Source organism: Nonomuraea sp. NEAU-A123 (assembly GCF_018603905.1).
Lineage (GTDB): Bacteria > Actinomycetota > Actinomycetes > Streptosporangiales > Streptosporangiaceae > Nonomuraea.
The window spans coordinates 515,354-529,560 of the sequence record NZ_JAHFZZ010000009.1 but is presented as its reverse complement, the minus strand read 5'-3'; the positions used below and the strand labels follow the sequence as shown (position 1 = coordinate 529,560).

At 68.6% G+C, this 14,207-nt stretch carries 15 protein-coding genes; 9 read left to right on the top strand and 6 right to left on the bottom strand.

Annotation, left to right across the window (positions count from 1 at the left end; all coding sequences use genetic code 11):
• The 3 genes from KLK06_RS30065 to KLK06_RS30055 form a co-directional block, all read right to left on the bottom strand.
• Window positions 1-502 (bottom strand): winged helix-turn-helix domain-containing protein (locus KLK06_RS30065; RefSeq protein WP_214638981.1); only part of this gene is annotated, 502 nt, incomplete at its 3' end.
• A 77-nt stretch (window positions 503-579) separates the two neighbouring features.
• On the bottom strand, window positions 580-1,599 hold the full coding sequence (locus KLK06_RS30060; protein WP_214638980.1) for a Glu/Leu/Phe/Val dehydrogenase dimerization domain-containing protein: 1,020 nt from the start codon (window positions 1,597-1,599) through the stop codon (window positions 580-582).
• 66 nt (window positions 1,600-1,665) lie between these two features.
• The gene (locus tag KLK06_RS30055) at window positions 1,666-1,914 is read right to left on the bottom strand and encodes an SCO4226 family nickel-binding protein (RefSeq protein ID WP_214638979.1); all 249 of its coding nucleotides are present in this window, start codon (window positions 1,912-1,914) and stop codon (window positions 1,666-1,668) included.
• 206 nt (window positions 1,915-2,120) lie between these two features.
• On the opposite strand from KLK06_RS30055, the gene KLK06_RS30050 reads away from it, so the two are divergent.
• The 9 genes from KLK06_RS30050 (at window position 2,121) to KLK06_RS30010 (ending at window position 9,051) form a co-directional block, all read left to right on the top strand.
• A complete protein-coding gene (locus KLK06_RS30050; RefSeq protein WP_214638978.1) occupies window positions 2,121-2,924 on the top strand; it encodes an SAM-dependent methyltransferase in 804 nt (267 codons plus the stop codon).
• 65 nt (window positions 2,925-2,989) lie between these two features.
• Window positions 2,990-3,436 carry a MarR family winged helix-turn-helix transcriptional regulator gene (locus KLK06_RS30045; RefSeq protein WP_214638977.1) on the top strand — a complete coding sequence of 149 codons (447 nt, stop codon included), beginning with the start codon at window positions 2,990-2,992 and terminating at the stop codon, window positions 3,434-3,436.
• 77 nt (window positions 3,437-3,513) lie between these two features.
• Window positions 3,514-4,779, top strand: a complete 1,266-nt coding sequence (locus tag KLK06_RS30040; protein ID WP_214638976.1) for a PP2C family protein-serine/threonine phosphatase — start codon at window positions 3,514-3,516, stop codon at window positions 4,777-4,779.
• Between the two features lie 223 nt (window positions 4,780-5,002).
• Window positions 5,003-5,206 carry a cold-shock protein gene (locus KLK06_RS30035; RefSeq protein WP_030475722.1) on the top strand — a complete coding sequence of 68 codons (204 nt, stop codon included), beginning with the start codon at window positions 5,003-5,005 and terminating at the stop codon, window positions 5,204-5,206.
• Window positions 5,207-5,365: 159 nt separating this feature from the next.
• Window positions 5,366-6,196, top strand: coding sequence for an ACT domain-containing protein (locus KLK06_RS30030; protein WP_214638975.1), 831 nt, complete (start codon window positions 5,366-5,368; stop codon window positions 6,194-6,196).
• A gap of 117 nt (window positions 6,197-6,313) precedes the next feature.
• Window positions 6,314-6,736: a hypothetical protein gene (locus KLK06_RS30025; protein ID WP_214638974.1), complete on the top strand. Its 423-nt coding sequence runs from the start codon at window positions 6,314-6,316 to the stop codon at window positions 6,734-6,736.
• A 5-nt stretch (window positions 6,737-6,741) separates the two neighbouring features.
• Window positions 6,742-7,779 (top strand): hypothetical protein, encoded by a 1,038-nt coding sequence (locus tag KLK06_RS30020; protein ID WP_214638973.1) that lies wholly within the window; start codon window positions 6,742-6,744, stop codon window positions 7,777-7,779.
• A gap of 245 nt (window positions 7,780-8,024) precedes the next feature.
• Entirely contained in the window at window positions 8,025-8,816 is a 792-nt protein-coding gene (locus tag KLK06_RS30015; RefSeq protein WP_214638972.1) for a hypothetical protein, read from the top strand.
• 70 nt (window positions 8,817-8,886) lie between these two features.
• A complete protein-coding gene (locus KLK06_RS30010) occupies window positions 8,887-9,051 on the top strand; it encodes a hypothetical protein (protein ID WP_214638971.1) in 165 nt (54 codons plus the stop codon).
• 119 nt (window positions 9,052-9,170) lie between these two features.
• Here KLK06_RS30010 and KLK06_RS30005 read toward each other — a convergent pair whose 3' ends face one another.
• From KLK06_RS30005 to KLK06_RS29995, 3 genes are all read right to left on the bottom strand, one after another.
• Window positions 9,171-11,009, bottom strand: coding sequence for a glycoside hydrolase family 2 protein (locus KLK06_RS30005; RefSeq protein ID WP_250906187.1), 1,839 nt, complete (start codon window positions 11,007-11,009; stop codon window positions 9,171-9,173).
• Between the two features lie 108 nt (window positions 11,010-11,117).
• Window positions 11,118-12,533 (bottom strand): DHA2 family efflux MFS transporter permease subunit, encoded by a 1,416-nt coding sequence (locus KLK06_RS30000; RefSeq protein WP_214638969.1) that lies wholly within the window; start codon window positions 12,531-12,533, stop codon window positions 11,118-11,120.
• Between the two features lies 1 nt (window position 12,534).
• Window positions 12,535-14,160, bottom strand: coding sequence for an AMP-binding protein (locus KLK06_RS29995; protein ID WP_214638968.1), 1,626 nt, complete (start codon window positions 14,158-14,160; stop codon window positions 12,535-12,537).
• Window positions 14,161-14,207: the final 47 nt, after the last annotated feature.

Below are 14,207 nucleotides of genomic sequence, written 5' to 3'. Positions count from 1 at the left end.
GCCGGAGCAGCCCGGCCGCCTCGCCCCGCGCCGCCGCCGCCCAAGGCGCGTCGGATTCCCCATCCAGTACGGCACCGCCGTCGAGCAGTTCGATCGCCCGCGTCGCCGCGGCGACGGCCACGGCCGCCTCGTCCACCGCCAGCCGGCCCTCCGCCTCCGCGACCAGCGCGGTGGCCTCGTCGAGGTCCACGCTCACCGCCGGCGGATCGCCGAGCCGGTAGCACCGCCTGCCGCCCGTCACGGCCTCCGGGCCGAGTGTCCTGCGCAGCCGGCTCACCAGCGTGGCGACGTTCTCCACCGGCCGCTTCGGTGGGCGGTCGCCCCACAGCGCCTCCACGACGCGGTCGGTGGGCACGGCGTGGCCGCGCTCGACCGCGAGCAGTTTCAGCAGCGTCCTGGCCCGGCCGCCGACCGTCCCGCGCAGGCCATCCCGCTCAACCGCGAACGACCCCACCAGCCGGATCAGCACTCTGCTCTCGCGTCCGCCTGTCCCATCGATCATGGTGTTCCCGCCGCCTCCCGTCCCCCCACCTAGGAGGCGTGACAGGATGTTCCACGGCGTTCGCACCTCGATCGCCGTCAGCTACCGAGGCTTTGTGCCGCCAGTCTGGCGTGCGCGATCGCGGTGGCGGCTTCGACCGTGGTGATGTGCTCGCGGTCCGCCCGCTCGAAGACGTCGGCGACGATCTCTCCCACGCGTTCGACGCGCTCGCTCGAGCGGGCGTCGTCGTGGCCGAGGAGCCGGCCCTCCAGATACACCAGCCCTCCGGCGTTGGCGAGGAAGTCCGGCGCGTACAGGATGCCTCGCCTGGCGAGCGCGTCGGCGAGTCCCGGTTTGGCGAGCACGTTGTTCGCGCCCCCGGCGATCACGCGGCACCGCAGCCGGGGCAGCGTCTCCTCCGTCACCACCTCACCGAGAGCACAGGGCGCGAACACGTCACAGTGGGCCGAGACGATGTCCTGCGGTGACATCCGCCGCGCGCCGTACCGTTCGGCCACGTCGCGGGCGCGTTCGTCGACGAGGTCGGCGATCACCACCTCGGCCGACTCGGCACGCAGGAGGCGGGTCAGGTGGGATCCGACGTTGCCGGCTCCCTGTACGGCCACGGTCGCTCCCGCGAGCTCGCCGGAGCCTTGGGCGGCGCGCAGCCCGGCACGGATCGACGCGAGAACCCCCAGAGCCGTGTACGGAGAGGGGTCGCCTTTGTCACAGACGGGCGCGGTCTCGCGGCCGATGACCTCGATATCCGCCTGTACGGTTCCGACGTCGTTGACCGGGATGAACCGGCCGCCCAGCGTGGCGATGAACCGGCCGTGGGCGAGCAGGAGGGCTTCGGACTTGTCGCGTGCCGGATCGCCGATGACGATGGCGGCGCCGCCGCCGAGGCCGAGCCCCGCGGCCGCGGCCTTCAGCGTCATGGCCCGTGCCAGGCGCAGGCCGTCGGCGAGCGCCGCTGCCTCGCTCGCGTACGGCCACATCCGCACCCCGCCCAGTGCGGGCCCGAGCGTGGTGTCGTGGATGACGATGATCGAGCGCAGCCCGGTGGCCGGGTCACTCTCGAACACGACCTGTTCCGCCTCGTCCGTTGTCTTCGACATACGGCGACTCTAGGAGGCTTCGGCGGCCGTGCCCGCTGGAACGGCCGCTGGGCTGGGACGCGGCGGTCAGAGCGCCAGCGGCACGGGGTGGATCTCGTCGGCGGGGTGGCCCGACCGCTGGTGAATCCGCTGTACGGCCTCCGCGCTCGGCGCGTCGGACAGGCAGTAGATGACACCTTCGTCGGGATCCGCCCACGCCTGCACGAAGGACACCCCTTCCTCACCCTGGATCGCGAGGTCGGCCTCGTGCGCTTCACGGAACTGCTCGTCAGTGATGCCCACCATGTTGTGGTGAACGTCCATGAACCTCGTCATGGGGTCCTCCAGCTGTAGACGGCGAAATCCCTCCCAGCCTAAATCCGACATACGCCATTAATCACCCCAAGATTCATCAAATGGCATGTCAGGGAATGGTCGCTTACCCGGGTTTAGTGGCCTGCTTATCACCTTAAAACTGCGTCTTCCTCATCTTTCCGTCATATGATCATCAAGACTGTTTCCGACCTCGCGAGGAGTCCACTGTGACCGACAAGTCGGACTTGTGGGCAAACGGCATCGACACAACGCGGCCCAGCATCGCCCGGGCCTATGACGTCGTGCTCAACGGCAAGGACAACTTCGAGGTCGACCGCGCATTCGTCGCCGAGATCGTGAAGGTCGTCCCCGAGATCTACGATGTGGCCACGTACAACAGGCAGGTTCTCGGCCGGGGCGTGCGCTTTCTCGCCGAGCGTGGCATCACGCAGTTCATCGACCTCGGCTCCGGCCTGCCGACGGTGGAGAACACGCATCACGTCGCGCAGCGGGCGAACCCGGACTCGCACGTGGTGTACGTCGACAACGACCCGATGGTGCTGGCCCACGGCCGGGCGATCCTGGCCGAGAACGACCTGACCGGGGTGGTCACGTCCGACCTGCGTGACCCGGCGGCGATCCTGGCCGACGAGACGGTCAAGCGGCTCATCGACCTGGACCGGCCGGTGGGCCTGATGCTGGTCGGCATCCTGCACCACCTGCACGACAGCGAGGACCCCAAGGGCATCGTCGATGCCTACATGGCGGCGATCCCGTCGGGCAGCTACCTGTTCATCACCCATTTCTGCTCCGCCACCCAGGACGCGCGTGACGCGGAGAAGAAGTTCCTCGCGCTGCTCGGCACCGGCCGCTTCCGGACCCCCGAGGAGATCACCGGGTTCTTCGACGGGTTCGAACTGCTCGAGCCGGGGGTCGTCCCGCTGCCCCTGTGGCGTCCCGATGACACCGTCCCCGAGGTGCTCAGCGTTGGTCAGCGCCTCATGTACGGTGGCATCGCCAGGAAGCCCTGACCCGCTGCCGGGCCGACGGTAACGGGAATCGTGGGTAGCGCCAACGGATTGGCTAGACTTCCCGCATGGAGACAGCCCCCAGCCGCCTGCGCGGGAAAGCCAGTTGGCTGATCAACAAGACCTCGCTGCACGCGCACCGGCTGATCACCGAGGGGCTGAGCCCGATCGACGCCCGGGGCTACCACTTCGCGATACTCGCCGCGCTGGAGGAGTATGGTCCCGCGAGCCAGGCGAGCCTCAGCCAGCGCTGCGGGATCGACCGCAGCGACACCGTCGCGATGGTCAACGAACTCGCCGATCAGCAGCTGGTCGTACGCGCTCCCGATCCGGACGACCGGCGGCGCAACGTCATCACCATGACCCCGGAGGGTCGCCGGCGGCTCGATCAACTGGACGCCGTGCTGGGCGAGGTCCAGCGCGACCTGCTGGCCCCGCTGTCACCCGCCGACCGCGAGCGGCTGGTCGAGCTGCTGGGCCGCGTCCTGGACCACCACACCTCGTCGAGCAGGTGACCGGGCGCACCGGATCTTCTCGATAGGCTGTTCCAAAGTCCGGCATCACCTGCCGGGCGAGCCAGGCGTAGAAGGCGGTGAAGGCACTGGACGCCCTGGAGCGCCTGGGCCTGCTCTCGGAAGTGTCCAAGGCGATGAACAGCAGCCTGGACGCCGACACGGCCCTGCACCGCCTGGCCCGGCTCCTGGTGCCCCGGCTGGCCGACTGGTGCGCGGTCGACCTGGTCGAGAACGACACCGTCCGGCGGGTGAGCGTGGCCCATCGCGGCTCGCACGCGCAGGCCGCGGGCCTGCCGGACGTCCTCGGACCGCTGCCCCTGGACGTGGAGACGCCGCTGCTGCGCGCGCTGCGCAGCTCCGGCCCGCTGCTGATCAACTCCGCGTCGGCGGACAGCCCGGACGACGGCACGCTCCGCGAGGCCCGTGTGCTGCTCCACCGGCTGCTGGGCGCCGACTCCGCGTTCGTGGCCCCCATCCGCGTGCGCGGCAACGTGCTGGGCGCGCTGACCCTGGTACGCGTCCAGCCGGGCGCCGCCTTCACTCTCGACGACCTGCCGGTGGTCGAGGACCTGGCCCACCGCGCGGGGCTCGCCCTGGACAACGCGCGCCTGTACGGCCTGCAGCACGAGATGGCCTACCGGCTCCAGCATTCGCTCCTGCCCCAGTTGCCGGACGTCCACCCGCTGCGACTGGCCGCCCGCTACCTGCCGGCCCGCCAGTCCTCCCGGGTCGGCGGCGACTGGTACGACGCCTTCGTCCTTTCCGGCGGAGCGGTCACCCTGGTGATCGGCGACGTCGCCGGTCACGACATCGCCGCGGCCGCGCAGATGAGCGAGGTCCGCAACATGCTCCGCGCGCTGGCCTTCGACCGGCGCGAGCCGCCGAGCGGCATCGTGACCCGCCTGGACCGGGCGCTCACCGGCCTCGGCGGCGGCTTCATCGCGACCATGGTGCTGGCCCGGGTGGAAGGCCCGCCGGGCGGGCCCTGGCGAATGCGCTGGACCAACGCCGGCCATCCGGCGCCGCTGTTGATCACCCGTGAGGGCGGCACCCGCTTCCTCGAGGACGGCCGCGCGACCCTGCTCGGCGTCGACGCGGCCCTTCCCCGGCAGAACGCCGTCGAAGCGCTGCCGCCCCACTCGACCGTCGTGCTCTACACCGACGGGTTGATCGAACGCCGCACCGAGCCGTTGGAACGCGGCATGACCAGGCTGCGCAGGCGGGCCGCCGCGCTGGCCGGGGCCGAGGTCGAGACGTTCTGCGACGAGCTGCTGGCCGCGAACGGCACCGCCAACGAGGACGACATCGCCCTGCTGGCCGTCCGTCTGCCCGGCCGCTCATGAAGGCGGTCGCCGCGGTGGCCGCGTGTCGGCCCATCGACGGGGGGTACGTGCTATCCTGAACTCAGTTGCAGTTCTGGTACCCAATGAACTTTGTGTGCGCCTGACGGGACGTAGCCCTCGGGCGCATTTTGTTTGCCGGTCATTTCCGGATGGGTCATTTCGGCGACGTGGGGCCCGTGACGTGCGGGTTCTGACTACTGCGCCTATCCAAGAGGAGATCGACATGGCGACTGGCACCGTGAAGTGGTTCAACGCAGAAAAGGGTTTCGGCTTCATCGAGCAGGACGGCGGCGGCGCTGACGTCTTCGCCCACTACTCGAACATCGCCGCCCAGGGCTTCCGCGAGCTGCAGGAAGGCCAGAAGGTCAGCTTCGACATCACCCAGGGCCAGAAGGGCCCGCAGGCCGAGAACATCGTTCCCGCCTGACGTTACGCACAACGAGCCGGGGCTCGCACCTGAAGAGGTGCGGGCCCCGGCTCGTTCGCGTTGTGGGCCCGAGTCGCGGGCGCGGCGCCCCGTGAGGATTAATGTCGGCGAAACCGCACGTCACGTGGCCGCGAAACAGCCGGCTGCCATCCTGCCTCCATGAGCGATGCGAAAGATGTAGATCGGGCGCACACTCCTGAGCAGGCCACCGCCTCGTGGAAGCGTGAGGTCGTAGAGCTGGCGGTGCTGTTCGTCGCGGTCGGTCTTGCCCACCTGTTCGCCACTCTTATGGGGCACTCCGCCCCGGGCCCCGCGGTGCTGATCGCACTCGGTGCGGGGCTGATCGTCTGCGCCTTCGTCCACAAACGGCTCGGCGCGCGGCGCGGAACCCGGCGCCCCGCCGCCGAAGTGATCGATATCGAGGGAGGCCGGCCCATGAAGCTGTGGCGTATCCGCACTCGGGTGGTCGACCGTCCGGGCCGGCTGGCGGAACTGGCGGCGGCGTTCGCCAGGCTGGACTGCAACGTCCTGGCCCTGCACATCGCCGCGACGGGCAGCAGCGCGATCTCTCCGTCCGGCTGCGACGCGCTGGACGAGTTCGTGGTCGAGGCGCCCGCTGAGCTGAGCGAGAAGAACCTGCGGTCGGCGGTCGACAAGGCCGGCGGGCTCGACATCGTCATCGTCCGCGCGTACGTCAAAGATCTGGTAGATCTCGGTGTCCAGGCCCTCGTCCTGGCCCACGCCGTCAGCGAGGATCCCGAGCAGTTGCCCCACGCGATGGCGGAGCTCCTGCGCGCCACGGACGTCCAATGGCGACTGCCCGGAGACACCGTCGCCGACGGTGGCGAGTCCGGCACCACCATGGTGATCTCCGTCCATCCCGAACGGGCGCTCCTGGTCAGCCGCCCCGCATTGCCGTTCACGCCGGCGGAGGCGGCCCGAGCCGCCGCGCTGGCCGCCAGCGTGAGACAGCGGCGCTACTCCGACTGAACACCGACTCGCGACCACCCGGGCCCGGGCACCGCATACCATCTCTATGATGACTACATATAGTCATCTCATGATCGCAGAGGGTTGATGGATGGTTGCTCGGGCCGTTTCAGCCGGGTGATCGCGGAGCAGGATGAGATCACCCGGGAGCGCATCCAGACGGGACGCCGGGTTCTACGGAAGGAATCGGCAATGTTCAAGAGCTGTCTGCGCAACCGGCGCGCCGCGCTCGTCGCCACCTGGGTGGCGTCGGTGAACGCCTCGGCGGGAGGCTTCACGACGGGCGCCGGCACCCCCGCTGAGACCATTCCCAACACGGATGTTCTGTACTGGTCCGGCACCGCGACCGCCACCACCTTCGTCCCCGGCCAGGTCAACGCGGCGGCCGCGCAAGCGCTGAACGTATCGCGCATCGCCTTCAGCAAGACCACCGGCTCTGGTGACAACTCCGCCGTCTGGAATCCGACGATCGTCATCGATGTCCCCGCCCAAGCGGTGGAAGGCACCTGTACCGGCACGGTGAACCACTCCGTCGCCTAGTTCGTATGCCTATTTCGCTGTTGCGCAGGCCCGTCTCCGTGACGCTGACGGCGCTCCTGCTGCATGTGGTGATCAGCGCTCCCGCGGTCGCGGACTCGGGGAGCCGAGACGGGGCGAGTTCGAGCGGTAGGGACAGCATCGGCATCAAGCTGCTGGAGGTTCCCGCCAACTGGATGGACGACCCGCGTTCGCACGCCTTCATCGTCGACCATGTCAATCCCGGCACCACCTTCACCCGGAGCTTCGAGGTCTTCAGCACCTCACGCGAGCCTCAGCACGTGGAGTTGTACGCGGCCGCCGCCGGTATCAAGGACGGCCGCTACACCTTCGCGCCGGACCGCACCTCCAACGAGCTGAGCGAGTGGGTCAGGCTCAACCGTTCGTCCGTCGACCTGCCGGCGAACGGCAGGACGCGGGTGAAGGCGACCGTCGCCGTGCCGGAATGGGCCAGCAAAGGAGAGCGGTACGCCGTCGTATGGGCACAGGTCTCCTCGGACAGGCCTGGATCGAAGGGACACGTGAAGCTCGTCCATCGCGTCGGGATCCGTTCCTATCTCGACGTGGGTTTGGGCGGGGAGCCGCCCTCGGACTTCGAGATCGGCGAGGTGGTGCCAAGGCGGACCGAAGACGGACAGCCGCAGATCGTGGTGGACGTCTCCAACACCGGCGAACGCGCGCTCGACTTCGACGGAGAGCTGTCGCTGTCGGACGGGCCGAGCTTTCTGCGCGCCGGCCCCTTCCCGGTCAATCGTGACACCACCCTGGCGCCCGGGGGCCAGGGAAACGTCATCGCACTGATGGGCAAGGACCTCCCCGCCGGGCCGTGGAAGTTCCACCTCACCCTTCGCAGCGGCCGGGTCAGCCGCACGGCGAACGGAGCGCTTACCTTCCCCGAAAAGCCCGGAACGTGGGGCCTGCCGGGGTCGTTGGACTCCCCTTGGACGCTGGCCCTCGCGGCCGCCGGGCTGATAGCCCTCATCGCCGGGGTGATCCTCCTCGTCGCGTTCCGTCGCTTCCGCGCGCGCCGGCCGAGTCCGACATGAGATTTCGCACGATTATAGGGCCCGAATTGATTAGTGCCCGCGTTTCTTTTTCATTGACGCGGTGTCGAGCCCGACTAATCACATAGGTGGCTTATAGGAGAGATGTCCGATCGCTATAGTGTCGGATTGGTGATGATCCTCTGTCTATGAACGTTCTTGTGGCTACAGCGCCTGGCTCACGTTATCTTGTCACGGCGGATACTTCCGTGAACCGGTAGCTCAAGATCGGCAAAGGACGTCGGCTGATGAAAAGCAAGCGCACCTGGCAGGTCATGAGGAATTTCGCCGACAAGGCGCTCCTCAACCTTCCCGTCACGGCACTTCTTGGAATGGCGGTTCCGGGCCTTGGCGTCGCGGTGACACTTGTCGACGGGCAGGCTCATGATGCCGTTGTCTTGGCCTTATTGATGTGCGCGGCGCTCGGCGGACTTTCGATATGGCTGAGGCACACCAGCGATGCCGGCTACAAAGAGGTCGCTGCACGATTGGCCCGGACGCTCTCCGGCGGAGGTCTCCCGGTCATCGTCGCCCTTGGCCGGTTGTGCAGTAAGAACGACACAATCGAGGCGAAGGCCGCAGCCGATATTCTGATCCACCAGATCGTCGCCGCGGCCAGGCGTACCTGCAGTCATGCCAAGCAGCCGAGCTTGACGCGGGCTGCTTACTATAAGTTCGGGCCAGATGGGTATCTTCAACTGGTAAGCGCGCTTTGGGGGGTCGGCTCGCCGCGGACCAGGTTAGGTGTCGATGGTGATCACGATAGAGATCTTCTGCAATTCGCATCGAACCATCTAAGGGTGAAGCGCGTAGATGATATTAGCCTGGAGGATTCCTTCCTCGATGTCCTGGAGATGGGGAAACCCCGGTATAGGAGCTGTATCGCCAGCTCTGTCGGCGTCAAGGAGGCCGGTCTCAAAGAAGGGCTGCTTGTTGTGGTCTCGCCCGAGGCGAAAGCGTTCGAAGATTCGGATGTAGAGACGCTCAGACTGCTCGGCGGGGCGCTGGCCGCAGGTCTGGCGCATGTTCATGGTCTGTGAGACTTTGATGGCAGCGCATAGGAGGGGCAGTCAATGCAGGGAGGGAGCCTAAATGGAAAACGGACCTACGGTGAGTGACGAAGTCATCGAAAGAGCCGAGCAGGTCGCGGACGAGCGGCTCGATGTGGACGAGTATTACACGGACGTCGAACGACGCGCCGTCCTGCTGGTGGAGAACGAAGTCAAGAGGCGCCGCGCGAGACTCCGACTTCGCTGGCGGGCCACCGAAGCTTGATCGCTGGAAGTCCCCCGAGCGGCGGCGCCTGCGTTGCTGTCAACGGGTATGACTACGCAGCGCAGGCAGTTGCGGTCCCTACCCCTGAGGTTGGCTCGCGTTGTCCTTCGCCACCCGACTCAGCCGGACCGCTCGGCGGCGGTGGGCTTCAGCTGGATCGCACGGACCCTTTCGACATCGAGCTTCACCGACCGATCGAAGGTGTAGATGCCGTTCTGCTCTTGGAACACGTCGGTGAGCTGCGTATAGCAATAGCCAAACATGTCCGGATTGTCGAGTAATGCGCCGACGAGGCCGCCGAACCGCGCGTAGAACTCCTCTTCGCCGTTCGGACGGTTGCCGTATCCCCACGACCGATCGAGCGAATCACCGCCATCGTCGGCGCCCGGAACCCACCAGATCCCACCGAACTCGCTGACGAAGTACGGTTGCCCCCGATAGGCAGCGGACATCGGCTGCCCACCGTCCGGGCTCGTGTTCATGAACGGCCGCCCCGAGGCTAGGCCGGCATGGTTCGCGGCGAAGACCGCCGGCTCCTGCTCATAGTCGTGCGAGTCGACGACGTCGGTCTCCGGGACGCGGTGCGCGTAGCCCGACACGTCCAGCACGGGGCGCGTCGGATCGGCGAGCTTCGTCGCCAGCCACATCGCCCGCGTCACGTCGTCGAGCTGGGTGATCCGGTCTGTCAGGATCTGCGAGGTCTCGTTCAGCGGGCACCAGCCGACGATCGACGGGTGGCTCAGGTCGCGGCGCACGGCTTCGAGCCATTGCGTCACCATCGAGGCCGTCGGCTGCTGGTTGTCCCCGGCCGGTCCGAAGGTGTCGACCCCCCAGTCGCCGAACTCCCCCCAGACCAGATAGCCCAGCCGGTCGGCGTGATAGAGGTATCGCTCCTCGAACACCTTCTGGTGGAGCCGGGCCCCGTTGAAGCCCGCCGCGATGCCGAGCTCGATGTCGTGGGCGAGCGCGCGGTCGCTCGGGGCCGTCATCAGCGACTGCGGCCAATACCCTTGATCGAGTACGAGCCGCTGGAACACCGGCCGGCCGTTGAGCAGCAGCCGGTTGCCGTCGATCGAGACCGAACGCAGCCCGGCGTACGATCTGACCTCGTCGACCACGGCCCCACCGGCGTCGAGGATCTGGACGGTCAGGCCGTACAGGTGCGGGTCCGCCGGCGACCAGGTCCGTGCCGAGCCTTCCGGCAGCCGCAGGGTGAGCTGGGGGGAGAGGTCGAGATCCGCGCGCACCTCCGCCTCGGCCAGGACGGCGCCGGCTGGACTGTTCGTGTCGTGATCGTAGGTCTCGGTGAGCCGGAGCCGGATACGGTGACCGGGCCGGTTGGCCGGCAACAGGACGGTGACGTCGAAGCTGTCCGACGCCAGCCGGGGCACGACCCGCACCTCGCGGGCATGGACGCCGCCGACCGGCTCCAGCCACACGGTCTGCCAGATCCCCGTCGTCCTGGTGTACAGGCAGCCCGCGTTGGCGAACTGCCTTGACTGCTTGCCCCGCGCCTGCGGGCTGTGGCGGCTGTCCCGGGCCCGGACCACGATCACGGCCTGCTCGCCCGGCACGGCCACGCCGGTGACATCGGCCGTGAACGGGGTGAAGCCGCCCCGGTGCCGGACGACCTCGCGGCCGTTGACCCAGACGGTCGCGTCATGGTCGACGGCGCCGAAATGCAGCAGCACGGTGCGCCCGGACCACGCGGCGGGAACGCGGACCGTCCGCCGATACCAGACCGCCTCCATGAAGTCGACGTTCGCGACGCCGGACAGCTCGGTCTCCGGGGCGAAGGGCACGGTGATCCGGCCCGACAGCTCACGTTCGACCAGTCCGCGTTCGAGACCGGAGTCGGCGGCGTCGATCTCGAACTGCCAGTCGCCGTTCAGATTCAGCCAGTCCGTACGCATCAGGGAGGGCCGCGGATACTCCGGGCGTGGCAGGGTCGAAGGCATCGCTTCCGTCACGTCGAGTGGGGCCTTTCTCGAGATCGGCGACATACGTCCCGGATCACTCTTCCAGCAGGCCGCGGCGCGACGCCAGGCGGGCGCGGGACCCGACGGTCACGGTGGCTCCGTGCCGGGCTCGCGCTGACCGGCGTTCGCCGTGGCGGGTGCCTCCGGGCTGCGCAGGCCCGCGGCGGCGACGGCGATGAAGGCGCAGATCCCGAGCATGGTCGCCCAGACGCCGTGATAGGCGCCGATCACGCCGACGCGGTGCCCCGACAGGACCAGCACGAGCGCCGACACGCCGATGACCGCGCCGCAGGCCCGCGAGGTGACGGACAAGGCGGTGCCGGTGGCGAGCCGCGCGGGCGGGATCTCGGCGACGGCGGCCCCGCTGAGCGACGTGACCAGCACGGCGACGCCCACCCCGGTGACGACGACCGCGGGGAAGACCACCGTGAGGTACGCCTGGCCGCCTCCGGTCGCGACCGCCAGGTAGGCCGTGGCGAGCGACAGCAGCACGACACCGCACAGCGCCAGCCTGCGATGCCCGGCTTTCGCCGCCAGCCGTCCGGCGATCGGCGCGGTGAGGACCTGCGCGACCGCCCCGGGAGTGACGGCGAGCCCCGCCTGGGTCTCGGAATATCCCCAGATCCTGGTCAGGAACAGGATATTGGCCAGCGGCAGGGCGAACATCACCAGGCCGAGCAGGAACATCGCGAGGTTGGCCCGCTGAGTGCTCCGGGCCCGGAGGATTCTCAGGTCCACGATCGGAGCGGGGTGCGAGCGCGCCCGCCGGACGAACAGCACGCCGACGACGATGCCCGCGACGAGAGCGGTGATCGTACCCGGGCTGCCCGGCCCCCACGCGTCACTCTGCACGATGGCCAGTGAGGGCAGGCCGATCGCCGCCACCAGCAGGATCAGGCCGACGATGTCCGGCAGCCTGGACGGGGTGGACGGGGTGGACGGGGGCGTGCGGGCCAGGGTCCGCCACGCGCCGGCCAGCACGACGAGCCCGACCGGCAGGTGCAGGAAGAACACCGTGCGCCAGTCCCAGACGCCGACCAGCAGACCGCCGAGCGAGGGCCCGGAGGCGGTCGCCACCGACTGCGTCGCGCTCCACAGCCCGATCGCCGTGCCGCGCCGCTCCGGCGGGTAGTACGGCAGGATCAGGGCCAGGGTCAGCGGAGTGATCACGCCGCCGCCCACGCCCTGCACGACCCTGGCGGCGATCAGGATGCCGGCCGAGGGGGCGATCGCGCACAGGGCGGCGCCGATCACGAACACCGTCAGCCCGGCGAGGAAGACCCGGCGATAGCCGAACCGATCGGCCAGGCCGCCCGCCGGCAGCAGCGCCGCCGTGAACGTGATCGCGTAGCCGTTGAACACCCACGAGAGTTCCGGCAGCCCGCTGCTCGGAAAGCTCCGGAGCATGTCGGGGAAGGCGATGTTCGCCAGTTGTACGTCGATCGCACCGAGAAAGGCGCTCCCGCACAGCACCGCCAGCGGGAGCGCCCGGGATCCGCGCATCTCAGCTGGACGCCGCGCCGAACCGCTCGCGGAGCTCGACCTTCCGGATCTTGCCGGTGAGGGTCCGTGGCATCGCCTCGACGAGTTCGAGGCGCTCGGGCCAGAACCAGCTGTTCACCCCGGCGTCCTTCAGGTGGGTCCGCAGGTCCTCCAGCGTGGGCGGCTCACCCGACGGCGTCACGACGGCGCACACCAGCTCGACCAGCTTCGGATCCGGGATGCCGATGAGCGCGATGTCCCGGACGGCGGGGTGCCTGCCGAGCACCGCCTCGATGTCGCTGACCGGCAGCTTGAGACACATGTTCGCGATGATGACGTCCTTGGTCCGGCCGGAGATGCGCACGCCGCCGTAGCCGTCGTCGCGGGCGAGGTCGCCGGTGTCGAACCAGCCGTCCGGCGTGAGTGACTTGGCGTAGATCTCGTCGCGCCGGTAGTAGCCGAGGCATTGGGCCGCGCCGCGTACCTGCAACGCGCCGATCTCGCCGGCCGGGACCGGCTGGTTCTCCTCGTCGACGATGCGCGCCTGCATGCCGGCCACGACGGTGCCGTCGCTCTCTCCGGCCCGCTCCGGCGGGTCTTCGGGCCGGGTCATGGTGACGCCGCCGTTCTCGGTCATGCCCCACAGCGCGTACACCCGTACTCCGAGGATCTCGCTCACCTGCTCCACCAGGTGCGGCGGGACGGGCGCCGAGCCGGACACGAAGATCTGCAGAGTGGGGATCTTCCGCGGATTGGCCTTCTGCTCCTCGCTGATCTCCCGGGCGAAGGGCGGCGTGCCGTAATACATCGTGACGCCGTGCTCGGCCATGAGGTCGAGGTAGACGCCGGGGTTCCAGAGGTCGGCCGTGACCGCGGTGCCGCCCAGCATCAACGCCTGCAGGTACGTCATCACCAGGCCTACATAGTGCATGGAGGTCTGCGCCGTCATGATGACCAGGCTGTCGTCGAGGCCGTACGCGTCCCCGTAGCCGCGGATGGCGGCATGCAGGGTGTTCTGGCTGTGCAGCGCGCCTTTGGGCTCTCCGGTCGTCCCCGAGGTGAACAGGATGAGGAACGGATCGTCCGGACCCAGCGCGCGCCCGGCCAGCTCCGCGGGGTCACCGGGTTCGGGGTCGAGGAGGTGCTCCTCGAATCCGAGGGACCCGGGCGGGCCGTCACCGCCGAGGATGACGACGTGCTCCAGGGTCGGGATCTCGCTCGCGAGCGTCATCGCGGTTTCGGCGGTCGGCAGGTCACCGAGGCGGTTCACGGTGATGAAGACGCGCGCCTCGGTCAGCCGGATCATGAAGTCGAGCTCGCGATGCCGGTAGATGGGGAACTGCGGCGCGATACGCGCGCCGATTTTGACGCAGGCCAGCGTCAGGGGAAGCATTTCCCGGCGATTGGGTAATTGGATCGCGATATAGTCTCCCGGCCGTACGCCAAGACGGATCAGGCCGTGGGCGATTCGGTCGGTCAGCCGGTCCAGTTCCGCGTAGGTGACGACGTCGGTACGGCCGTCGGCGACCCGTCGGCTGATCAGCGCGGGCTTGCCGGGAAATGCCGCCACGTTATGCCGAAGGTCATCCAGGAAGGTCGCGCTCCGCCACCAGCCGTTGCGCCGATATTCCTCATGTGTGTCTGTCACGGCCGTCCGCCTTTCGTCAGGCGCCCCGCGGACGCCTTTGTCTCCTC